The organism is Bradyrhizobium sp. SUTN9-2, assembly GCF_003122645.1.
Lineage (GTDB): Bacteria > Pseudomonadota > Alphaproteobacteria > Rhizobiales > Xanthobacteraceae > Bradyrhizobium > Bradyrhizobium yuanmingense.
The window spans coordinates 376,229-398,060 of the sequence record NZ_LAXE01000001.1; the positions used below are offsets into that span (position 1 = coordinate 376,229).

Below are 21,832 nucleotides of genomic sequence, written 5' to 3' on the forward strand. Positions count from 1 at the left end.
CTGCTCGGAGACGCCGGCGACCTGGCTCGACAGGCTCTGCGTGGTCTCGGCGGTGCGGGTCAGCGTCGAGGCGGCCGATTCCAGCTGCACGGCCGAGGCCGAGACGTTGGAGACGATGGCGCCGACCGCGCTCTCGAAATCGTCGGCAAAGCGGATCAGCTCGGCGCGGCGGCTTGCGGCCTGCTCGCGGTTCTGCACTTCGCTGGCGGCGGCGTCGCGCTCGGCCTTTGCAACGGCCTGGATCTTGAACTCCTCGACCGCGCCGGCCATCTCGCCGATCTCGTCCTTGCGGCCAAGACCCGGCAGCACGACGTCGAAATTGCCCGAGGCGAGCTCGCGCATCGCCTTGCACATCGCAATCATCGGCCGCGAGATGCCGGTGCCGAGCAGGAAGGCGAGGACCGCGCCTAACAGCGTGCCGCCGACGGCCAGCATCAGCACCAGCTGCTCGGTCTGCCCGATGGTCGCCGCCGACTCCGAATCCAGCCGCTGCTGCTCGGCGACGAGGTCCGCCTTCATGGCGGTGGCGCCTTGCTGGATCGCGCCGGCCGAGCCGCTCATCTCCGTGACGAGGCCATCGACCAGCTTGGCGTTGGCGATCAACTTCTCCAACGCCTCGCGATAGGCGCCGAGGATGGACTTGGCCTCCTTGAGGCCAGCGACAATCTTGTCGTCCATGGAATAGACCGCACCCAGCGAGTTCTCGACGAATTTCAGCCGCGCGAGGGCGCTGTTCGCGATCGCCTGATCGGACGTCAGCACGAACTGGGTGGCTGCAGCGCTTGCGGTCTGGAATTGGGCGTTGACCTGCTTGGTGCCGAACTCGATCGCCTGCGCTTCGGCGTCGGAGGCGTTGTTGCCGATGTCGTCGAGCTTGTACTTCAGGAGATTGGCTTGGCGCTGGAGCTGGTTCTGCACCAGCAGCGCGCTGTCGCGCTTGGCCTGGAGCACCTTGGCGAAGGTGGCGGAGAAGTTGGAGAACTCCTTGGCGAGCTTGCCGAGGCTTTCCTGCCGCGGCGGCTTGGTGGCGGCCTTGACGGCCTGGTCGATGGCATTCTTCAGGCTGGCCTCGGCATCGAGCGCCGCCTTGGCGTCGTCTTCCTTGCCGGTGACGACGAAATATTTGACGGCCGAACGATAGGCGAGCAGCTCGCGATCGATGTTACGGGCGAGATCGGCCTCCGACACGCTGCTGCGGTACGATCCGACCCCGTCGGCGACCCGCTCGAAGCCGAAATAGGAAAACGCCATGCTGCCGGCGGAGATCACCAGGACGGCGGCGAAGCCGAGTATGATCTTTGCGCGGAACTTGAGGGTCGGAAATAGTGCACGCTTCGACGGCGACGCGGTACGCCCGGACATTCCCAACCCCCAGCTCATGTGATTCTGCGGCCCGGAAGCAGCCCTTTCCGAACGTTGCGGAAAATTAGGGCAGAATCCTCAAGGGGTGGTAAATCCGACCGGGCTTGCGGGGAGCGGCTGCCGTGTTGCGGCTCACCGGAAAACGCCCTACTCTCGATAATTATCAGGCACTTGGCATCAGACCGAGCCTTAAGGGAGAAACGGAGTGGGGCAAACCGATTTTCGGTTTGGCGGTGCGTCTGGCGTTGCCGTGGCCAAGTCGAAGGCCGCGAGCGTCGATGACGCCGTGGCCGAGCTGGCGGCCCAGCTCCCGTCCGACGGGCTGGCGCTGATCCTGGTGTTCGTCTCCCCCAGCTACGACCCCGATCGCTTCATCGCGGAGATCAGCCGCCAATTCGACGACACACAAGTCTGCGGCTGTACCACCGCGGGCGAGCTTGCTCCTGACGGCTGGGACGAGAACAGCGTCGTGGCGCTGGCGTTCAGCCGCGCGGACTTTTCCGCGGTGGTGCGGCCGATCTTCAATCTCGACAGCTTCCGCGTCGAGGACGGCCGCAGGATCGGCGGCGAGCTCCGGCACGAGCTGTTGCGGGCCACGCCGCAGGTCGAGCGCGGCAGTCCCTTCGGCCTGGTCCTGATCGACGGCCTGTGCCGCCGCGAAGAAGCGGTGATGTCCGCGATCTATGCATCGCTGGACGACATTCCGGTCGTCGGCGGGTCGGCAGGCGACGGGCTGCGCTTCGAGAAGACGTTCGTGTTTTTCGACGGCAAGGCACACAGCAATGCTGCCCTGTTGATCCTGCTGAACACCTCGTTGCCGTTCCGCGTCTTCAAGTGCGACAATTTCGAGCCGCAGGCGCAGAAGATGGTGGTGACCGAGGCCGACATCGAAAACCGCATGGTCCGGGAGTTGAACGCAGAGCCTGCCGCGCAAGAATATTCGCGCGTGGTCGGCATCATGGATGCCAAGCTCGATCCGTTCTCCTTCGCCTCGCATCCGGTCCTCGTGCGCGTCGGCGGCGCCTATTACGCACGCTCGATCCAGCGCGTCGAGCCGGACGGCTCCTTGCATTTCTTCTGCGCCATCGACGAGGGCATGGTGCTGACCGCCGCGACCTCGCGAAGCCTGGTCGGCGCGGCCCGCGAGACGTTCGCCGACATCCGCGACCAGATCGGAGACGTCTCGCTCTATATCGGCTTCGAATGCCTGCTCCGCCGGCTCGATGCCGAGCAGCATCAGCTCGCCCGCGACATGTCAGAACTGTACCGGCAGAACCGTGTGGTCGGCTTTCACACTTACGGCGAGCAGTTCGGCTCCATGCATGTGAACCAGACCTTCACGGGAGTTGCGATCGGAAGGCGCCCGTCGTGACGGACATGTGGCAGGGCCCCGATGCGGTCGACCAGCTTAGGCGCGAGGCCGCCAAGTTGAGGAAGATCAATGCCGCGCTGATGTCGCGCGTCGAGCGCTCGATGGACCAGCAGCTCAACGCCTTTTCATTGTTCGAAACCGCCATCGCGCTCGACAACAAGGTTCGGGACCGGACGCACCAATTGCGCGAGGCGCTGCATTCGGTCGAGCGCGCCAATGAGGGACTCTACCGCGCCAAGCAGCAGGCAGAGGCGGCAAGCTCGCTGAAATCCTCCGTGCTGATCTCGGTCACCCACGATCTGTTGCAGCCGCTCAACGCGGCGCGCCTGACCCTGTCCGCACTGACGGAGATGATGGAGTCGCAGGAAGCGGGCGTGCTGATCGACCAGGCGAGCCGCTCGCTGGTGATGCTGGAGGACCTGCTGCGCTCGCTGCTGGAGATCGCCAAGCTCGATTCCGGCGCGCTCAAGCCCGACGTGCGCGCGATCGCGCTGGCCCCCCTGTTCGAGCAGCTCCGCAACGAGTTCGAGCCGATCGCCGCGCGGCAAGGCCTGTCCTTGCGCATCCGCCCCTCTCAGCTCGCGGTGATGTCGGACGCGATGATGCTGCGGCGGATCCTGCAGAACCTGCTCGCCAATGCCATTCGCTATACCCGCAGCGGCGGCGTCGTGATCGGATGCCGGCCGCGCAGCGGGCAGATCTGCGTCCAGGTCTCCGACACCGGACCCGGGATCGCGCAGGCGCAGCAGGAGGCGATCTTCCGCGAATTCCAGCGCGGCGATGCCAACGCGGCCGACCAAGCCGGCTTCGGGCTCGGCCTCTCCATCGTCCGCCGCTTCGCCAGCGAGCTCGGGCACGAGGTGCGGCTGTCGTCACAGCTCGGCAAGGGATCGACCTTCACCCTGGAGCTGGAGCCGGCCGACCTCGCCGAGGTCGCCGACGAGGCGCAGGAGGTCGCGCCCGCCGCGCGGCACTACGATTACAGCGGGCTCGAAGGCGCCAAGATCCTGCTGATCGAGAACGATCCGAACGGCTCGGAGGCGATGGCCGCGCTGCTGGAGGGATGGGGCTGCGACGTCGCGACCACGCGATCGGGTGCGGACGCGCTCGTGCGCCTCAGCGAGCTCGGTGGCGCGCCCGATGTCGTGATCGCCGACCTCCATCTCGACCACGGCGAAAGCGGCCTGTCGGCCATCACCGACGTGCGGGAGCATTTGAAGCTCGACACGCCCGCCATGATCATCACCGCCGACTATTCCGAACAGGCGGCGAAGCAGGCGAGCCTGCAGGGCCTCGAAGTGCTGAAGAAGCCGATCAAGCCGGCCGAGATGCGGGCGCTGCTGTCGTTCCTGCTGAGCTGAAGCGCGGATGATCTTCGCCTCGTCTTCCTTGCGGCGGGGCTATCGGACGTAGCCAAGACAAAAATGTCGAAAACAACCCCATGCAAAGTAGACAGGGGCCTGTCACTCCTCCTCCATCGCCTTGATTAGATTGTCGCGGAGCTTGACGACGCTTTTCTGCAGCCGCGCGAACTCATCGGGCTGTAGTCCGCTCGACTTCACGAGATTCATGTGCATGCCTTTCTCGCGGAGGCGTCGGCCGGCGTCGGTGAGACTGACGCGCACCTGCCGCTCGTCGGCGGGATCGCGCTGGCGGCGCAAATAGCCCGCCGCCTCGAGCTTTTTGAGGATCGGCGTCAGGGTGTTGGATTCCAGGAACATCTTGTCGCCGAGTTCGCTGACGGTTTGGTCGTCCTGCTCCCACAGCGCCACGATCGCGATCCACTGGGGGTAGGTTAGGCCGAGCTCATCGAGGCCCGGCTTGTAGGCTCGTCCGTAGGCGAGGTTGGCCGAATAGATCGCGAAGCACAGGAAATCGTCGAGGCGCCGGTCGCCCTCGGCCGGTTTCGGCTGATTGGTCGTTGAATCGTCTCTGAATTCGGCTCTGGGACCGTTCTGCAGGCTCATGGGGGTGCCCTTTCCAACACGGACATGTGAAACTCCGCGTGCATATATATCGTGTCCGATTAAATCGGAAGGTTGACATTGAGGCTCCAAGGTACTTTATATCGCGCACACGATTATATCGCAAACGCTATAATTCAGGAGAGAAGCAATGCCTGCCCCTGACGCAAATGAAACCACCCAAGCGCCAACGATCGCCATGAAGCTCGAAGTCGTCGTCATCCCTGTTTCGGACGTCGATCGCGCCAAGAAGTTCTATGCGAACCTCGGATGGCGGCTCGATGCCGATTTCGCCGGGCCTGACGACTACCGCGTCATCCAGTTCACACCTCCCGGCTCCCCCTCCTCGGTCATTTTCGGCAAGAACGTGACCGCGGCGGCGCCCGGCTCCGCCCAGGGTCTGTACCTGATCGTCTCCGACATTGAAGCCGCGCGAGACGATCTGCGCGGTCGCGGCGTCGAGGTCAGCGAAGTCTTCCACGCTGAAGGCGACGACCACACCGGACCCGACGAGCCTTATCTGTTCGGGCGCCGTCGGATTGCTGGTCTGGATCCCGCACGCGCCAGCTATCGCTCGTACGTCTCGTTCAACGATCCCGATGGCAACGGCTGGCTGTTCCAGGAGATCACCACGCGATTGCCGGGACGCGTAGAGGCAGCAGGAACAACATTCACCTCCTCGTCCGAGCTCGCGAGCGCGCTCCGACGTGCGGCTAAGGCACACGGTGAGCACGAGAAGCGGAACGGCGGTCAGTACGATGCGAACTGGCCGGACTGGTACGCCGACTACATCGCTCGCGAGCAAGCCGGCCAGCCGCTACCGGCTTGAACCGCGGCTCGCCTCGTTCCGACGAATGACACCGGATTATCCTGAGGGCGGATCGGCCTGCGAACGCTCCCCCTTCAGGCCGGCGCCTTCGCCGGCCAGGGTCGCGAAATCGATCCGGGACATTTCGACGATGGCCTTGGTGCGGCTGAGCACGTTGAGCTTGCGCAGGATGTCGGAGACGTGGACCTTCACCGTGGTCTCGGAGATGTTCAGCTCGAAGGCGATCTGCTTGTTCTGCAGGCCGCGCTTGAGCATTTCGAGCACGCGCAATTGCTGCGGCGTCAGCTCGTGCAGGCGTTTCAGCAGATCCTGCGCCGGGCCGGCGGCGCGTTGCGGGCGGACGAGCCCGCGATAGGCGGCTGGGACACAGACCGCACCGCGCAGCACCTCGCCGATCGACTGCGCCAGCTCCTGCTTGGAGGACGATTTGAGGATGTAGCCGGAGACGCCGAGCGACAAGGCGCCGGCTATGATCTGCGGATCCTGATGCCCTGATACGATGACGACGGGAATCCTGGGAAAGGCCTTGCGGATGCGGATGATGCCGGAAAGGCCCGTGGTGCCCGGCATCGACAGATCGAGCAGGATGAGGTCGAGCTCGGCAGCCGCCGCGGCCTGCTCGAGCGCACCGTCGATCGACGTCGCCTGAAGGATCTCGGCCGCTGGCGCCGCCATCTGGAGCGCGCCCTCCAAGGCTTCTCGAAACAACGGATGGTCTTCGACGATCAGAAATCGCATCACGCGTGAGCCATTCCCGGTTGATTGGCCAGATGATCGACGGGTTCGACGCCGAAACGAGAATGTCGCAGCCGGACCAGACCGGCTTGATCCAGGTCAAGCGGGACATCGCGCGTCATTGCGGCCGCCCGCGGTCGGCCCGCGCATAAGGCCGGGCCTTGGGATCCGGCAGGTCCACCTTGCCGATCTCGATGATCGCCTTGTTGCGGCTGAACAGGCCGAGTTTGCGCAGAATTTCGGTAATATGCGCCTTCACCGTGGATTCGGCGAGCTGAAGCTCCTGGCCGATCTGCCGGTTCGGATAGCCGCGCCGCAGCAGATCGAGCACGCGAAGCTGCTGCGGCGTGAGCTCGCGCAGCTTGACCTCGAGCGCCTTGCTGGCCTCGGCCCGGCGCCGCTGCGACGTTGCCACGAAATCCTTCGGCACCGACACCGATCCGTTCAGCACGCCCTCGATCGACTGCGCCAGCTCGCGCTTCGACAGCGACTTCGGCAGAAAACCCGCGGCCCCGAGCTCCAGCGCCTCGCGAACGACGCGCTGGTCCTCCTCGCTCGACACGATGGCGACGGGCAGGCGCGGATGGGCCTCGCGCAAGCGCAGAAAGCCGGAGAAGCCGGTCGCATCGGGCAGCAGGAGGTCGAGCAGCGCGAGGTCGATGCCCTCGCCCTGCTCGGCCGTCAGGATGTGAAGGGCGTCCTCGATCGACATCGCTTCGACAATCCGCGCCTCCGGCAAGGCCAGCCGCACCGCATTACCGAGGGCCTCGCGAAACAGCGGATGATCGTCGATGATCAGGAAGCTGGTCATGGCGCCTTCACAGGACTGCACCGCCGAATGCTGCACCGTACGGGCATCCGCCGCCGCAGCGGAAGAGGCGGAACTATCCGGCATCAATCCGGCACCGGGATGGCGCCGGATGAACGCTACCACATCCTCCCGATCGGGTTCGGTCAAGACCGTTCAATCGTTCGATTCGACCTGGACCGTCAGCAGGAAGGAATAGATGCTGTTGACCTGGTCCTCGGTATAGACCTCCTTCCAGGCCGGCATGCCCTTGTTCGGCCGTCCCTCCTGCACGGTGGTCAAATATTTCTCGCGCATCTCGTCGCCGTAGCGGTGACGCAGCAGCCGCAGATCGATCTTGCGCTCGCTCTGGATCGCATCGGGACCGTGGCAGTGGGCGCAGGTTCCGTTGAAGATCTCCTTGCCCGCGCCGACGGCCTCAAGGCCCGGCGCGACCGCATCGCCCTTGGTCTCGGTCGCCACGACATTGGCGACCTGGACGACGCCGGCTCCGCTTCCCGTGCCCGTCGTCAGCGGCGCTGGCGTCGGCGCTGCGCCAAAGCGAACCGGCGCGCCGCCCGGCAAACCGTATTTCACGGCGAGCTCGCCGATCTTGCCCTGAAGCTGCGGCAACACGGCATTGACGCGGTCGCGCAACTCGGTCGAGGCCTTGGCAAAGCCGATGGCGGCGTCCCATGACAGGCCCTCGCCCTCGGTGAGCTCGATCTGGTAGCGGCCGCCGTAGCTGGTCTTGTTCAGCCAGCCGGCGACCGGGCCCCAGATGAAGGCGACGTCGGCCCGGCCCTGGTCGAGCGCCTGCATGCCCTCCTCAGGCGACAGCACCGTCACTTTCTGGATGTCGTCGCGGCTCGCGAGCAGGTTTTGCGGCGTGCTGGCGAACTGCACGGCGACGCGCTTGCCCTTGAGGCCCTCGATGCCGCCGATCGCCGCGCCCTTCGCAGATTCCTTGGTGGCGACGAGGGCATAGCCCTCTTTGGCGATGGCGTCGGAGAAGATCACGGCCGGGCCCATGAAATCTGCGGACCTGGGCAGCCCGATCATGGCGTCGCATTGCTTGCCGAGCAGCGTGACCCGCACGGTGCGCTTGCCGAAATAGGATTTGTACCAGTCATAGGCGATCGGCCGGCCGAGCGCCTGCGCCAGGGCCTGCCCGATCTCGACATAGAAGCCCGGCTTCGACGAACTGTCGCTGGAGAATGGAAGGTTGGTCGGATCGGCGCAGAGACGGAACGGTTGCGCCTCGTTGGCCTGCAGCGGCGAGGCCGGAACGATCAGCGCCGCGGCGGCACATGCGAGCAGGCCTGCGATGGCGCGGTGTCGGCTCGCACCGGTGGCGGAATGATTCGGACGCATCCTCGTCTCCCTTGGTGTTGGCTTTGTTGCGCCGGAGCTCGTTGAGCCGGGCGCAGCGGCACCAGGCATCGGCCGATGCCGCAGCTAAAATCCGGAGAAAGCGCGCGCGTATCCCGTCACCTCGAGGATACGCGCGCGAGTTGTCACTGGACGGAGAACACGAAGAGCGAGCCGCCCTCGGGGGCTGCGGCCGTCATCTTCTTTCCTACCTCGCCCAGGAACGCAGGCAGCGCAGCGGTGCGGCCGACGACGATGGCGACATATTGCTTGCCGTCGACCTGATAGGTCACCGGGCCTGCGCCGATGCCGGAGCCGAGATTTTTGCTCCACAGCACCTTGCCGGACTTCGCATCGATGGCGCGGAAGTCGCCATGGATGTTGCCGGCAAACACGAGGCCGCCGCCGGTGGTCAGCGTACCGCCGTTGAACGGCAGGTCTTCCTTGATCGACCAGACCTTCTTCTGCGCGACCGGATCCCAGGCGACGAGCTCGCCGAGGAAGCCGCCGGGGCCTTCCTTGGTCGGGAATTCGGCGCCGAGATAGAACACGCCGCGCTTGTAAGTGACGTCGCTGACCGACCAGTCCATGCAGACGTTGTTGGACGGGATGTAGACCAGGCCGGTCTGCGGGTTGAACGACATCGGCTGCCAGTTCTTGCCGCCGATAAGGTTCGGGCAGATGTCCTTGGCGGGATGGCCCGGCCCCGGACGCTTGTCGGGATCCTCGACCGCGCGCATCGTGGCGACGTCCCACTTCTTGGCCCAGTTGGAGAACACGTATTTCTCCGCCGACAGCACCTTGCCGGTCTCACGGTTGGCGACGAAGAAGAAGCCGTTGCGGTCGGCCTTCATCAGCGTCGGAACGGTGCTGCCGCCGATCTTGAGATCCGCGAGCACGGCTTCGTTGACGCCGTCATAGTCCCAGGCGTCGGCCGGCGTGGTCTGGATGTGCCACTTGATCTTGCCGGTGTTGGGATCGAGCGCGAGCGTCGAGGCCGTGTAGAGGTTGGTTAGCTTGCCGAAATTGCCGTCGCCGGTCGAACGCACCGCCGTGTTCCACGGGGCGGGATTGCTGGTGCCCCAATAGACCGTGTCGGTCTTCGGATCGTAGGAGCCGACCAGCCAGGCCGCGCCGCCGCCATGCTGGGCGGAGTCGCCCTTCCAGGAATCGCCGCCGGGCTCGTCCGGCGAAGGAACGGTGTAGGTCTGCCACACCTGCTTGCCGGTGTTGATGTCGAAGGCCAGCAGCGCGCCGCGCACGCCGTATTCGCCGCCGCCAAAACCGGTGATGACCTTGTCGCGCACGACGAGCGGCGGCGAGGTGATGACCGAGCCCTGCTTGTAGTCGACCACCTTCGCCGTCCACAGCGACTTGCCGGTCGCGGCATCGAGCGCGGTCAGCTTGCCGTCGAGGCGGCCGACGAAGATCTTGCCGTCGGCGTAGGAGACGCCGCGGCTGTTCACGTCGCAGCAGGCGTATTGCAGCACGTCCTCGGGAATATCGGGCTCCCAGGTCCATTTGCGCTGCCCCGTCGCCGCATCGAGCGCATAGACGTATTTCGGACCCCACGAGCTCGAAACGTACAGCGTGTTGCCGATGACGATCGGCGAGGATTCGTTCGAACGCAACGACGCCAGCGAGAAGGAGTAAGCGAGCGTCAGCTTCCCGGCGTTCTCGGTGTTGATCTGCTTGAGCGGGCTGAAGCGCGTGTTGCCGTAATCGTGGCCGGCAACGGCCCATTGATTCGAATCGGATTGCGCGTTGAGCACCGAGTCGTTGGCGCGAACGCCCGGTGTAACGGCGGCGAGCATCGCAATCATGGAGATGCCGGCCAAGAAGCCCTTCGTTCCAAAGGTCATGTATTCCCTCCGCGATGTTGTTGTGCACGCCTCGTTGGGCGCCTGAGCGCACTGCGCTCGTGATGCGCAGTTCGCCTGCGAGCCATCGTTCGAAATTACAGCATCGCCGTTTCGCGCTTAGTATAGGCGGAAGGTAGTAGTGCAAATCATCGGCGGCTTTCGCCGCTCATCTTGTTGTCGCGCCTTGCGTCCTGCCCTTGTTTTGCAGCTTGAAATGCGCGTTCGAATGAAGGCGGCATCGCGCATCAATCACGATGATGGCGCTACCACGCCGGCGAGATTTTCGAAGAAGCTCGCGGCGAGTTTTCGCGACGTCGAGTCGATCAATCGCGAGCCGAGCTGTGCGAGCTTGCCGCCGATCTGCGCATCGGCCTCGTAGTGCAGGATGGTGACATCAGGGGCTTCTTCTTCCAGCCTGACCTTCGCGCCGCCCTTGGCAAAGCCGGCGACGCCGCCGGCGCCTTCGCCGACGATGCGATAGCCGTTGGGCGCATCGATATCGGTCAGCGTCACCTTGCCGCTGAACGTCGCCTTCACCGGACCGACCTTCAGCACCACGGTCGCCGTCATCTCGGTCGGCGACGCCATCTCGAGCGATTGGCAGCCGGGAATGCAGCGCCTGAGAATTTCGGGATCGTTGAGCGCAGCCCACACCGTGTCCTTCGACGCCGGGATCCGCTGACTGTCGTTCATCTGCATCGCTTCCACCCTTTGTTGCCGTTGCTTGTACGGCTCGACTAGGGGGAGGGGCGGCTGCGATCTATCGCCAGGAAGTAGTAGTCCTGCTTTCCGGACCTCTCATTCACGCGATGTCATTCCGGGGCGCGCCTGTTGGCGCGAACCCGGAATCCACTTCCCCGCGGACTCTGCGGCCCGATGGATTCCGGGCTCCCTCGCTCCGCTCGGGCCCCGGAATGACGCAGTGGGTTGTTGGAAGCGCAACACGCGGGGCGTCCTAACCCACGCGGCTCGACGGCGGCACTTCGCTGCATTGCCGTAAGCAAAATCAATGGCTTAAGTCGTCTCGTCCTACTACCAAGATCGCGATTACAAAGGCGGGGGCGCATGCTCCTATTCGCGCAACGAGCGCGGCATTAAAGGGAGGAACGACGCACGACCGGGCCTAGGTCCAGGGCAAGCGGCGAGATGACCACGGCACGCGCGACCAGCTCACGCGCCTATTGCGGCGGCAGCGAGCACGCCATCGCAGATGCTAGCTGCGACTTTCCGTGTGTCTCCCACAATGTCGCAGCACGTGATGGCGGCGGCACGAGACGTCGTGGCCGAATCGCAGATCGGCGACCGTCATCACGATGACCCTTCCATGACCGCGGTCAGCAAAAACCCAGTTGCAAAGTTTCGTTTGCGCTGTCTCTAATTAGAACCAATCAAAATAACTTTGGGAGGACTTCAAGTGTCTACAGTCAAACTGACGGTCAACGGCAAGGCCGTTGCTGTCGATGTCGAGGACCGCACGCTGCTGGTCCAGCTCCTGCGCGATCACCTCAACCTGACCGGGACCCATGTCGGCTGCGACACCAGCCAGTGCGGCGCCTGCGTCGTGCACATGGACGGCCGCGCGGTGAAATCCTGCACCATGCTGGCGGGGCAGGCCGACGGCGCCAGCGTCACCACGATCGAGGGCATCGCCAAGGGCGACGAACTGCACCCGATGCAGGCCGCCTTCCGCGACAATCATGGCCTGCAGTGCGGCTATTGCACGCCGGGCATGATCATGTCGGCGATCGACATCGTGCACCGCCATGGTGGACAGCTCGACGAGGCGACCGTCCGCACCGAGCTCGAAGGCAATATCTGTCGCTGCACCGGCTATCACAACATCGTCAAGGCGGTGCTGGACGCCGCCGGCCGCATGAAGGTCTCGCAGGCGGCCGAGTAAGCGGCGCGCCTCGAAACAAGAACAACCGTCGCAGCCGTCGATGGACGGCGCGATCAAGGAAATTTCCGGTCGGGAGGACCAGACATGGGTGTTGAAGGCATCGGCGCACGCGTCGTGCGCAAGGAAGACAAGCGTTTCATTACCGGCAAGGGCCGTTACGTCGACGACATCAAATTGACGGGTATGACCCATGCCTATTTCATCCGCAGCCCGCACGCGCACGCCAAGGTCAAGAAGATCGACTCGTCCGCGGCGCTGAAGATGCCGGGCGTGGTCGCGGTGCTCACCGGACAGGAGCTGGTCGACGACAAGGTCGGCAACCTGATCTGCGGATGGGCCATCACCTCCAAGGACGGCAGCCCGATGAAGATGGGCGCATGGCCGGCGATGGCGCCGGAGACGGTGCGCTTCGTCGGACAGGCAATTGCCGTCGTGATCGCCGACAGCAAGAATCTCGCGCGCGACGCGGCGGAAGCCGTCGTGGTCGACTACGAGGAGCTCCCCGCGGTCGCCGACATGCACGCCGCCATCAAGCCCGGCGCGCCGCAGCTTCATCCTGAGGCGCCCGGCAACCAGGTCTATGATTGGGTGATCGGCGACGAGGGCGCGGTGAATGCCGCCTTCTCGAAAGCCGCCAATGTGGTGAAGCTCGACGTCACCAACAACCGCCTCGCGCCGAATGCGATGGAGCCGCGCGCGGCGATCGCCGATTACGACACCGCGGAGGAGCACTTCACCCTCTATACGACGTCGCAGAACCCGCACGTCGCCCGTCTCGTGCTCTCGGCGTTCTACAACATCGCCCCCGAGCACAAGCTGCGCGTGATCGCCCCCGACGTCGGCGGCGGCTTCGGCTCCAAGATCTTCATCTATCCCGAGGAGATGGTGGCGCTGTGGGCCTCGAAGAAAGTCGGCCGTCCCGTCAAGTGGACCGGCGACCGCACCGAAGCCTTCCTCACCGACGCGCATGGCCGCGATCACATCACCCATGCCGAGATGGCCTTCGACGCCAACAACAAGATCATCGGCCTCAAGGTGAAGACCTACGCCAATTTCGGCGCCTACATGTCGCTGTTCTCGTCGTCGGTGCCGACCTATCTCTACGCGACGCTGCTGTCGGGCCAGTACAACATCCCGGCGATCCATGCCGAGGTGATCGGGGTCTACACCAACACCACGCCGGTCGACGCCTATCGCGGCGCGGGCCGGCCGGAGGCGAGCTATCTGATCGAGCGGTTGATGGAAACGGCGGCGCGGCAGCTGAACGTCGATCCGGCCCAGTTGCGGCGGACCAACTTCATCACCCAGTTCCCGCACCAGACGCCTGTGATCATGGCCTACGACACCGGCGACTTCAACGCTTCCCTCGATGCGGCGATGAAAGCGATCGATTATGCCGGCTTCCCTGCCCGCAAGGCCAAGGCGAAGGCCGACGGCAAGCTGCGCGGCATCGGCGTGTCCTGCTACATCGAGGCCTGCGGCATCGCCCCGTCGAAGGCGGTCGGCAGCCTGGGCGCCGGCGTCGGCCTTTGGGAATCGGCCGAGGTGCGCGTCAACCCGGTCGGCACCATCGAGATCCTCACCGGCTCGCACAGCCACGGGCAGGGTCACGAGACCACCTTCTGCCAGCTCGTCGCGGAGCGCCTGGGCGTTCCGATCAGCCAGGTCTCGATCGTCCATGGCGACACCGACAAGGTGCAGTTCGGCATGGGCACCTACGGCTCGCGCTCGGCGGCCGTCGGCCTCACCGCGATCCTGAAGGCGATGGAGAAGATGGAATCCAAGGCCAAGAAGATCGCCGCGCATGCGCTGGAGGCGTCGGAGGCCGACATCGTCATCGAGAACGGCGAGTTCAAGGTGACAGGCACCGACAAGGCGATCGCCCTGCCGATGGTCGCGCTCGCGGCCTATACGGCGCACAATCTGCCTGACGGGATGGAGCCGGGCCTGAAGGAGAGCGCCTTCTACGACCCGACCAACTTCACCTTCCCGGCCGGCGCCTATATCTGCGAGCTCGAGGTCGATCCCGGCACCGGCAAGACCTCCTTCGTCAACTTCGTCGCGGCGGACGATTTCGGCCGGCTGATCAACCCGATGATCGTCGAGGGCCAGGTCCATGGCGGCCTCGTGCAGGGCATCGGGCAGGCATTGCTTGAGCATGCGATCTATGATGCCAACGGCCAGCCGGTCACGGCCTCGTTCATGGATTACGCCATGCCGCGCGCCGACGACGTGCCGTCGTTCAACCTGTCCCACACCACGACGCTGTGCCCGGGCAATCCCTTGGGCATCAAGGGCTGCGGTGAGGCCGGCGCGATCGGCGCATCGGCGGCCGTGATCAACGCGATCACGGATGCGATCGGCAAGAACAACCTGGAAATGCCCGCAACCCCTGACAGGGTGTGGCGCACGATCCACGCGGCTTAAGGGAGGACCGAAGATGTACCAGACCACCTATCATCGCGCCTCCTCGGTCGACGAGGCCGCCAGCCTGTTCGCCAAGGGTAGCGAGTCGAAGTTCCTCGCCGGCGGTCAGACGCTGCTGCCGGTCATGAAGCAGCGCCTCGCAGGTCCCTCCGACGTCATCGACCTCGGCAGGATCAAGGAGCTGCAGGGCGTCGAGCTGTCAGGCGACACGCTGACCATCAAGGCCGCGACGACCTATTACGACATCATGACGAATGCCGACGTGAAGCAGGCGATTCCTGCAATCGCCTACCTCACCTCCGTGCTCGGCGACCCCGCCGTGCGCTACCGCGGCACGATCGGCGGCTCGATCGCCAACAACGATCCGGCCGCGGATTTCCCGGCGGCGCTGCTCGCGCTCGGCGCCACCGTGAAGACCAACAAGCGGTCGATTGCGGCGGATGATTTCTTCCAGGGCCTGTTCACGACGGCGCTCGAAGACGGCGAGATCATCACCGCCGTGTCATTCCCGGTGCCGGCAAAGGCGGGCTACGAGAAGATGCGGCATCCGGCCTCGCGCTTCGCGCTGACCGGCGTGTTCGTGGCGCAGGCCAAGTCGGGCGAGGTTCGGGTCGCCGCCACCGGCGCCTCGCAAACCGGCGTGATGCGGGTGGGGGCGATCGAAGCGGCGCTGAAGGCGAACTGGTCGCCATCGGCGATCGACAGCGTCAGCATCTCGGCGAACGGATTGCTGGCCGACATCCACGGCACGGCGGAATATCGCGCCAATCTGATCAAGGTGATGGCACAACGCGCGGTCGCTGCTGCGCGCTGACAGTTCGACTTAGCGTCTCCACGCAAATTTTCCGCGGCGCGCACTTCGGTGCGCGCCGTTTTATTTTGGCCGTGCGGCATGAAAACCGCTTGCCTCGCTGGCGTGAAGGCGAGAAAAGTTAATCGGCCGATTAACTCGCTCAACAGAAGAAACATCAGAGGCAATTGCCGACCGCCGGCATCCGCCCGCGACCCGAGGAAACAACAACGTGCTCGACAAACCAGCCCCCACCTCCTCCGTCCGCGCTTCCGGCCCGCTCTCGGGCTTCCGCATCGTCGAATTCGCCGGCATCGGGCCCGGTCCGTTCGCCTGCATGATGCTGGCCGACATGGGCGCCGACGTCGTCACGCTCGACCGCGTCGGCGCGAAGAAGAGCATGAAGTCGGTGGCCGGGCGCGGCCGCAAGGTGATCGAGCTCGACCTCAAGGACAAGGCGGCGATCGCACAAGTATTGGATCTGCTCGCGAGCGCGGACGCGCTGGTCGAGGGTTTTCGCCCCGGTGTGATGGAGCGGCTCGGGCTCGGGCCAGACGTCGTGCTCGCACGCAACCCGAAGCTGGTCTATGGCCGCATGACCGGCTGGGGCCAGGAAGGCCCGCTCGCCAACGCCGCCGGCCACGACATCAATTACATCTCCATCACCGGCGCGCTCGCCGCGATCGGCACTGAGGAAGCGCCGGTGCCGCCCCTCAATTTGGTCGGCGATTTCGGCGGCGGTGCACTCTATCTCGTCGTCGGCGTGCTCGCCGCACTGCTGGAAGCACAGAAGTCAGGCAAAGGCCAGGTGGTGGACGCGGCGATGTGCGATGGCGCGGCCTCGCTGATGTCGTTCTTCTTCGACATGACCACGATGGGACGCTGGACCGAGGGGCGCAACCAGAACTTCCTCGACGGCGGCGCGCATTTCTACGGCGTCTACGAATGCGCCTGCGGGCACTTCGTCTCGATCGGCTCGATCGAGCCGCAATTCTACGCGCTGCTGCGCGAGCACGCCGGCCTCACCGACGCCGATTTCGACGCGCAGATGGACCGCAAGGCCTGGCCAGCGCTGAAGGAGAAGCTGAAGGCCGTGTTCAAGAGCAAGACGCGCGAGGACTGGTGCAAGATCATGGAAGGCACTGACATTTGCTTCGCGCCGGTGCTGACCATGTCTGAGGCGACACAGCATCCGCACATGGTCGCCCGCAACGTCTTCATCGAGCGTCACGGCGTGAAACAGCCGGCCCCGGCGCCGCGGTTCTCGCGCACGCCCTCGGCCGCGCGCGAGCCGGAGGCGGCGGAGATCGGGGCGGTGATGAAGGCGTGGCAGGCGCCGAAGTAATTTCCGCGGTCACTCCGGGGCGCGCGGAGCGCGAGCCCGGGATCCATAACCACAGTCGCGTAGGGTGGGCAAAGGCGCGAAGCGCCGTGCCCACGTCTTCGCATCAATTGGGCAGGACGTGGGCACGCTTCGCTTTGCCCACCCTACAGCAGTGTGCGTGACGGCCGCGCCTACGCCGCGTCCCCCACCTTCAACACGCCGCGCCGGATCTGGTCCTCCTCGATCGATTCGAACAGGGCCTTGAAATTGCCCTCGCCAAAACCGTCGTCGCCCTTGCGCTGAATGAACTCGAAGAAGATCGGGCCGATTGCGTTGGCCGAGAAGATCTGCAGCAGCACCTTGGTCTGGCCGCCATCGACCACGCCCTCGCCGTCGATCAGGATGCCGTTCTTCTTGAGCCGGGCGACATCCTCTCCGTGCTTGGGCAGGCGCGTATCGATCTTCTCGAAATAAGTGTCGGGCGGCGACGGCATGAACGGCAGGCCGGCCTCGCGCAAACCTTCGATGGTGCGATAGATATCGCGGCAGCCGCAGGCGATGTGCTGGATGCCCTCGCCGCGATAGGTCTGCAGATATTCCTCGATCTGGCCGGACTTGCCGGCGTCCTCGTTGATCGGAATGCGGATCTTGCCGTCGGGGCTGGTCAGCGCGCGCGAGAACAGGCCGGAGGCGCGGCCCTCGATGTCGAAGAAGCGGATCTGGCGGAAGTTGAACAGCTTCTCGTAGAGGCCGGCCCAGACATTCATGCGGCCGCGATGGACGTTGTGGGTGAGATGGTCGAGATAGAACAGGCCGGCGCCATGCGGCTTGGGATCGCGCGCGGCGAGCCATTCGAACTCGGCGTCATAGGCCGAGCCCTTGGCACCGTAGCGATCGACGAGATAAAGCAGGCTGCCGCCGATACCCTTGATCGCGGGCACGTCGAGCGTCTTCTGCGCCGACGACACATCGGCCGGCTCGGCGCCGAGCGCAATCGCGCGGTCATAGGCCGCCTTGGCATCGACGACGCGAAAGGCCATGGACGGCGCACAAGGGCCGTGGGCGGCGACGAACTCATAGCCGTGCGTGCCGGGCTCCTCGTTGACGAGATAGTTGATGTCGCCCTGGCGATAGACCGTGATCTTCTTGGTTCTGTGGCGCGCGACGGGCGCATAGCCCATCAGCTTGAACAGCGCGTGCAAGTCTTGCGGATTGGGATGCGCGTATTCGACGAACTCGAAGCCGTCGGTGCCCATCGGGTTGTCGGCAGTGATCGTGGCCGGCGGTGCATCGTGCGGAAACGGACCCATGGTGTTCTCCCAAATGGCTGCTGCCAGGAACTATCCTTCATGGGGCGCGCAAGAGGCGTGCAAACGGGACACCGATTGGCTAATGTATGCACGATCCGTGCATCAGATGGACAAAACACGCATGATCTCCGTGGATGCCTTCGACCTCAAGATCCTGAGTGCGCTGCAGGACGACGGTCGCCTCACCAACCAGGAGCTGGCCGATCTCGCTGGCCTCTCTGCCTCGCAATGCTCACGGCGGCGGATGCGGCTGGAGGAGGACAAGGTGATATCGGGCTACCACGCCGACCTCTCCAGCGATGCGCTCGGCTTCGGCGTGATCGCCTTTATCCAGGTCGGGCTCGCGACGCATTCGCCCGACAACTCCAAGCGTTTTCGCGCGCTGGTGAACCGGATCGACGAAATCCAGGAGGCGTATTCGCTGACGGGCGATGCCGACTATGTGCTCAAGGCCGTGCTGCGCGATCTCAAGGGCCTGTCCAACCTCGTCAATGACGTGCTGATGCCGCACCAGAGCGTGGCGCATGTGCGCTCCTCGATCGTGCTTGATAGGCTGAAGGAGAGCTCGAAGCTGCCGCTGAAGGAGATCAAGCCCGGCTGAAATCGAGGGAACTATGGCATTCGCGCTGGCAACGCGATCTGCGATGATCGCAGCTCCAGTTGCGGAGATTCAACATGGCGCTCCAGCTGCGACCGAACTGCGAATATTGCGATTGCGACCTGCCGCCCGACGCGACCAATGCGCGGATCTGCTCCTATGAATGCACGTTCTGCGCGGACTGCGTCGAGACCAAGCTGTTCAATGTCTGCCCGAATTGCGGCGGCGGCTTCGCCCCGCGGCCGATCAGGCCGGCGCAGGAATGGCGGCCGGGCGTGTGCACGGCCAGGCAGGCGCCGTCCGACAAGCGGGTGCATCTGAAGTACAGCCTGGAGGATGTCGCGGCGCATTGCGCGCGGGTGCGCGACGTGCCGCCGGAGAAACGGTGATTTGGCCCGCTACTCCGCCGCCACGATCGTTCCCTCGACCTCGCCGAACCCGACGCGGTAGCCGTTGCCCTGACACCAGCCGCGCATCACGAGGCTGTCGCCGTCCTCCAGGAACGAGCGCTTGGCGCCGCCGGGCAGTTCGACCGGCTCGGTGCCGTTCCAGCTGATCTCGAGCAGGCTGCCGCGCTGGTTCTTCTCCGGGCCGGAGATGGTGCCGCTCCCTAAGAGATCGCCGACATTCATGGCGCAGCCGCTTGAGGCGTGGTGCATCAATTGCTGCACCGAGGACCAGTACATGTATTTGAAGTTGGTGCGGCTGATGCTGGCGGGCGCATTGGCGCCGGCGCCGCGCAAGGAGACGTCGAGCTCGACATCGTAGTTTTGCGGCCTGGTCTGCTTGAGATAATCGAGCGGCACCGGCTGCTGCTCCGGCCCGTTCAGGCGGAACGGCTCCAGCGCCTCGCGCGTCACCACCCAGGGGCTGATCGAGGTCGCGAACGCCTTGGCCAGGAACGGGCCGAGCGGCACATATTCCCATTGCTGGATGTCGCGCGCGCTCCAGTCGTTGAGCAGCACGAAGCCGAAGATCATCTCCTCGGCCTGGCTCTCGGTGAGCATGCCGCCCATCGGCGACGGCTGGCCGATCACGACGCCCATCTCCAGCTCGAAATCGAGCCGCTTGCACGGCGCAAAGCTCGGCAGCTCCACGTTCGGCGGCTTCAGCTGCCCGCGCGGCCGCTTCACCCTGGTGCCGGAGACCACGACGGTGGAGGCGCGGCCGTTATACGCGATCGGCATATGCAGCCAGTTCGGCTGCAGCGCATTGTCCTTGCCGCGGAACATCACGCCGACATTGGTGGCGTGCTCCTTCGACGAATAGAAATCGGTGTAGCCGGAGACGGCGAAGGGCAGATGCAGTCTAACATCGCGCATCGGCACCAGAGCCTGCTTGCGCAGCTCCTCGTTGTCACGCAGCTCCGGATGATCCGCACGCAACAGCTCGCTGATACGTGCGCGGGTGTTGGTCCAGACCTTCGAGCCCAGCGCCATGAAGGGATTGAGCGAGGGACCCGAGAACACGCCGAGCGGCCCGACATCGAGCCGGGACTCCTGCTCGAGCTCCCAGAGATCGAGCACGTAGTTTCCGATCGCGACGCCGACCCGCGGTGTCGGATTGGAAGCGGTCGAGAACACGCCGTAAGGCAGGTTCTGGATCGGGAAGTCCGAGGCCGGATCAACGTCGACGAAGGAGCGGAGGCTGGGGTCGTTGGGGTGGGTTGTCACGTTTGGCTCGGTTCTTTCTTCCTTCTCCCCTTGTGGGAGAAGGTGGCGCGAAGCGCCGGATGAGGGGTTCTGTCCGCGTATCCAAATGTGAGAGGTTCACTCGCGGAGAGAGACCCCTCACCCGTCTCGTCGCTTCGCGACGAGCCACCCTCTCCCACAAGGGGAGAGGGTGAAGAAAACTACGGCTTGCTCGGATCGAAGCGCTTCTCCAGGCCTTTCCAGCAATCCGCGTAATCGTCCTGCAGCGTCGAGGACTTCGCCGCATGCGCGGTGACGCGCTGCGGGTAGCGGGTCTCGAACATGAAGGCCATGGTGCCGGTCAGCTTCACCGGCTTCAATTCGCCGTTGCTGGCGTGCTCGAAGGCGTCGCGGTCGGGGCCGTGCGGCAGCATGCAATTGTGCAAGGAGATGCCGCCGGGGACGAAGCCCTGCGGCTTGGCGTCGTAGACGCCGTAGATCAGGCCCATGAACTCGCTCATGATGTTCATGTGATACCAGGGCGGACGGAAGGTGTTTTCGGCGACCATCCAGCGCTCGGGGAAGATGACGAAGTCGATGTTCGCGGTGCCCGCGGTCTCCGAGGGTGAGGTCAGCACCGTGAAGATCGAGGGATCGGGATGGTCGAAGCCGATCGCGCCGACCGGCGAAAAGGTGCGCAGATCATACTTGTACGGCGCGTAATTGCCGTGCCAGGCGACGACATCGATCGGCGAATGCGGCAAGGCCGTCTTAAACAGCGAGCCGCCCCATTTCACGTAGAGCTCGGTCGGCGTGTCCTTGTCCTCGTAGTTTGCCACCGGCGTCAGGAAGTCGCGCGCATTGGCGAGGCAATTGGCGCCGATCGGCCCGCGCTCCGGCAGCGTGAAGGCGCCGCCGTAATTTTCGCAGAGATAGCCGCGCGCCGGCCCGTTCGGAATCTCGACGCGGAACTTGACGCCGCGCGGGATCACCACGATCTCGCCGGGCTCGGCATCGATGCGGCCGAACTCGGTGACGAGGCGCAGATTGCCCTGCTGGAGCACGAACATCAGCTCGCCATCGGCATCATAGAAATGCTGATCCACCATCGACTTGGTGATGAGATAGACATGCGCGGCCATGCCGGCCTGCGTATTCACATCCCCCGCCGTCGTCATGGTCTGCACGCCCTGAATGAAGGTGACATCCTCCTTCGGCAGCGGTGTCGGATCCCAGCGCAGCTGCGCGATCGGCAGGTCGTATTCATGGCACGGCGCCGAACGCCACAGCCCGGCGTCGACCTTCTCGAAGCGGCCGGAATGCTTCACTGAGGGGCGGATGCGGTAGAGCCAGGAGCGCTCATTGCTGCCGCGCGGCGCGGTGAAGGGCGAGCCCGAGAGCTGCTCGGCATAGAGTCCGTAGGCGCAGCGCTGCGGCGAGTTGCGCCCGATCGGCAACGCGCCCGGCAGCGCCTCGGTCTCGAAAGAGTTGCCGAAGCCGGACATGTAGCCTGGCGTCACCTGGGCCGAGCTGCGGATGATCTGATCAGGCGAGGTATTGATGTTCATGA

General features: G+C 64.7%; 19 protein-coding genes. 9 read left to right on the forward strand and 10 right to left on the reverse strand.

The features are described from left to right. The coding region (locus XF30_RS01795) for a HAMP domain-containing protein (protein WP_146207780.1) at positions 1–1,362 on the reverse strand (1,362 nt) is incomplete at its 3' end. Positions 1,363–1,567: 205 nt separating this feature from the next. Here XF30_RS01795 and XF30_RS01800 point away from each other — a divergent pair. Together XF30_RS01800 and XF30_RS01805 are read left to right on the forward strand one after the other, a co-directional pair. Then, positions 1,568–2,734 carry an FIST N-terminal domain-containing protein gene (locus XF30_RS01800; RefSeq protein ID WP_057030254.1) on the forward strand — a complete coding sequence of 389 codons (1,167 nt, stop codon included), beginning with the start codon at positions 1,568–1,570 and terminating at the stop codon, positions 2,732–2,734. Between the two features lie 5 nt (positions 2,735–2,739). Next, positions 2,740–4,095, forward strand: coding sequence for a hybrid sensor histidine kinase/response regulator (locus tag XF30_RS01805; RefSeq protein ID WP_192893378.1), 1,356 nt, complete (start codon positions 2,740–2,742; stop codon positions 4,093–4,095). A gap of 102 nt (positions 4,096–4,197) precedes the next feature. Here the strand turns inward: XF30_RS01805 and XF30_RS01810 are convergent, their stop codons facing one another. Further along, on the reverse strand, positions 4,198–4,695 hold the full coding sequence (locus tag XF30_RS01810) for a MarR family winged helix-turn-helix transcriptional regulator (RefSeq protein WP_502696155.1): 498 nt from the start codon (positions 4,693–4,695) through the stop codon (positions 4,198–4,200). A 154-nt stretch (positions 4,696–4,849) separates the two neighbouring features. Here XF30_RS01810 and XF30_RS01815 point away from each other — a divergent pair, with 154 nt between their 5' ends. After that, positions 4,850–5,527 (forward strand): VOC family protein, encoded by a 678-nt coding sequence (locus XF30_RS01815; protein WP_109141769.1) that lies wholly within the window; start codon positions 4,850–4,852, stop codon positions 5,525–5,527. 36 nt (positions 5,528–5,563) lie between these two features. Here XF30_RS01815 and XF30_RS01820 read toward each other — a convergent pair whose 3' ends face one another. The 5 genes from XF30_RS01820 to XF30_RS01840 all read right to left on the reverse strand — a co-directional run bounded on the left by XF30_RS01820 (position 5,564) and on the right by XF30_RS01840 (position 10,981). Continuing rightward, positions 5,564–6,265, reverse strand: coding sequence for a response regulator (locus XF30_RS01820; RefSeq protein WP_050996263.1), 702 nt, complete (start codon positions 6,263–6,265; stop codon positions 5,564–5,566). A gap of 115 nt (positions 6,266–6,380) precedes the next feature. After that, positions 6,381–7,073, reverse strand: a complete 693-nt coding sequence (locus tag XF30_RS01825; RefSeq protein ID WP_036016149.1) for a response regulator — start codon at positions 7,071–7,073, stop codon at positions 6,381–6,383. Between the two features lie 153 nt (positions 7,074–7,226). After that, positions 7,227–8,423 carry a c-type cytochrome gene (locus tag XF30_RS01830; protein ID WP_192893009.1) on the reverse strand — a complete coding sequence of 399 codons (1,197 nt, stop codon included), beginning with the start codon at positions 8,421–8,423 and terminating at the stop codon, positions 7,227–7,229. Between the two features lie 143 nt (positions 8,424–8,566). Beyond that, the gene (locus XF30_RS01835; protein ID WP_063824126.1) at positions 8,567–10,282 is read right to left on the reverse strand and encodes a PQQ-dependent methanol/ethanol family dehydrogenase; all 1,716 of its coding nucleotides are present in this window, start codon (positions 10,280–10,282) and stop codon (positions 8,567–8,569) included. A 249-nt stretch (positions 10,283–10,531) separates the two neighbouring features. Continuing rightward, positions 10,532–10,981, reverse strand: a complete 450-nt coding sequence (locus tag XF30_RS01840) for an SRPBCC family protein (RefSeq protein ID WP_109145526.1) — start codon at positions 10,979–10,981, stop codon at positions 10,532–10,534. A gap of 715 nt (positions 10,982–11,696) precedes the next feature. Between XF30_RS01840 and XF30_RS01845 the strand changes: the two genes are divergently transcribed. The 4 genes from XF30_RS01845 (at position 11,697) to XF30_RS01860 (ending at position 16,744) form a co-directional block, all read left to right on the forward strand. Further along, the gene (locus tag XF30_RS01845; protein ID WP_036016131.1) at positions 11,697–12,182 is read left to right on the forward strand and encodes a (2Fe-2S)-binding protein; all 486 of its coding nucleotides are present in this window, start codon (positions 11,697–11,699) and stop codon (positions 12,180–12,182) included. An 84-nt stretch (positions 12,183–12,266) separates the two neighbouring features. Then, entirely contained in the window at positions 12,267–14,609 is a 2,343-nt protein-coding gene (locus tag XF30_RS01850) for a xanthine dehydrogenase family protein molybdopterin-binding subunit (protein ID WP_036016129.1), read from the forward strand. Positions 14,610–14,622: 13 nt separating this feature from the next. Next, positions 14,623–15,423 carry an FAD binding domain-containing protein gene (locus tag XF30_RS01855; RefSeq protein WP_036031377.1) on the forward strand — a complete coding sequence of 267 codons (801 nt, stop codon included), beginning with the start codon at positions 14,623–14,625 and terminating at the stop codon, positions 15,421–15,423. 208 nt (positions 15,424–15,631) lie between these two features. Then, positions 15,632–16,744: a CaiB/BaiF CoA transferase family protein gene (locus tag XF30_RS01860; RefSeq protein WP_109141770.1), complete on the forward strand. Its 1,113-nt coding sequence runs from the start codon at positions 15,632–15,634 to the stop codon at positions 16,742–16,744. Between the two features lie 170 nt (positions 16,745–16,914). On the opposite strand, the gene hppD is transcribed toward XF30_RS01860, so the two are convergent. Then, entirely contained in the window at positions 16,915–18,033 is a 1,119-nt protein-coding gene (hppD, locus tag XF30_RS01865; RefSeq protein WP_109141771.1) for a 4-hydroxyphenylpyruvate dioxygenase, read from the reverse strand. Positions 18,034–18,154: 121 nt separating this feature from the next. Between hppD and XF30_RS01870 the strand changes: the two genes are divergently transcribed. Together XF30_RS01870 and XF30_RS01875 are read left to right on the forward strand one after the other, a co-directional pair. Beyond that, positions 18,155–18,634, forward strand: coding sequence for an Lrp/AsnC family transcriptional regulator (locus XF30_RS01870; RefSeq protein WP_192893010.1), 480 nt, complete (start codon positions 18,155–18,157; stop codon positions 18,632–18,634). A gap of 74 nt (positions 18,635–18,708) precedes the next feature. Next, positions 18,709–19,020, forward strand: coding sequence for a DUF1272 domain-containing protein (locus XF30_RS01875; RefSeq protein WP_057030263.1), 312 nt, complete (start codon positions 18,709–18,711; stop codon positions 19,018–19,020). Positions 19,021–19,029: 9 nt separating this feature from the next. Here the strand turns inward: XF30_RS01875 and fahA are convergent, their stop codons facing one another. Then, positions 19,030–20,304, reverse strand: a complete 1,275-nt coding sequence (gene fahA, locus XF30_RS01880; RefSeq protein ID WP_109141772.1) for a fumarylacetoacetase — start codon at positions 20,302–20,304, stop codon at positions 19,030–19,032. Between the two features lie 179 nt (positions 20,305–20,483). After that, on the reverse strand, positions 20,484–21,830 hold the full coding sequence (gene hmgA / locus XF30_RS01885) for a homogentisate 1,2-dioxygenase (protein WP_057030265.1): 1,347 nt from the start codon (positions 21,828–21,830) through the stop codon (positions 20,484–20,486). Positions 21,831–21,832: the final 2 nt, after the last annotated feature.

Excerpts from the sequence above, each read along its gene's own strand:
- hppD (WP_109141771.1), bottom strand. The coding sequence starts at position 18,033 with ATGGGTCCGTTTCCGCACGATGCACCGCCGGCCACGATCACTGCCGAC.
- XF30_RS01850 (WP_036016129.1), top strand. The coding sequence starts at position 12,267 with ATGGGTGTTGAAGGCATCGGCGCACGCGTCGTGCGCAAGGAAGACAAG.
- XF30_RS01875 (WP_057030263.1), top strand. The coding sequence starts at position 18,709 with ATGGCGCTCCAGCTGCGACCGAACTGCGAATATTGCGATTGCGACCTG.
- hmgA (WP_057030265.1), bottom strand. The coding sequence starts at position 21,830 with ATGAACATCAATACCTCGCCTGATCAGATCATCCGCAGCTCGGCCCAG.
- XF30_RS01825 (WP_036016149.1), bottom strand. The coding sequence starts at position 7,073 with ATGACCAGCTTCCTGATCATCGACGATCATCCGCTGTTTCGCGAGGCC.
- XF30_RS01820 (WP_050996263.1), bottom strand. The coding sequence starts at position 6,265 with ATGCGATTTCTGATCGTCGAAGACCATCCGTTGTTTCGAGAAGCCTTG.
- XF30_RS01855 (WP_036031377.1), top strand. The coding sequence starts at position 14,623 with ATGTACCAGACCACCTATCATCGCGCCTCCTCGGTCGACGAGGCCGCC.
- XF30_RS01870 (WP_192893010.1), top strand. The coding sequence starts at position 18,155 with ATGATCTCCGTGGATGCCTTCGACCTCAAGATCCTGAGTGCGCTGCAG.
- XF30_RS01840 (WP_109145526.1), bottom strand. The coding sequence starts at position 10,981 with ATGCAGATGAACGACAGTCAGCGGATCCCGGCGTCGAAGGACACGGTG.
- XF30_RS01815 (WP_109141769.1), top strand. The coding sequence starts at position 4,850 with ATGCCTGCCCCTGACGCAAATGAAACCACCCAAGCGCCAACGATCGCC.
- XF30_RS01830 (WP_192893009.1), bottom strand. The coding sequence starts at position 8,423 with ATGCGTCCGAATCATTCCGCCACCGGTGCGAGCCGACACCGCGCCATC.
- XF30_RS01805 (WP_192893378.1), top strand. The coding sequence starts at position 2,740 with ATGTGGCAGGGCCCCGATGCGGTCGACCAGCTTAGGCGCGAGGCCGCC.
- XF30_RS01835 (WP_063824126.1), bottom strand. The coding sequence starts at position 10,282 with ATGACCTTTGGAACGAAGGGCTTCTTGGCCGGCATCTCCATGATTGCG.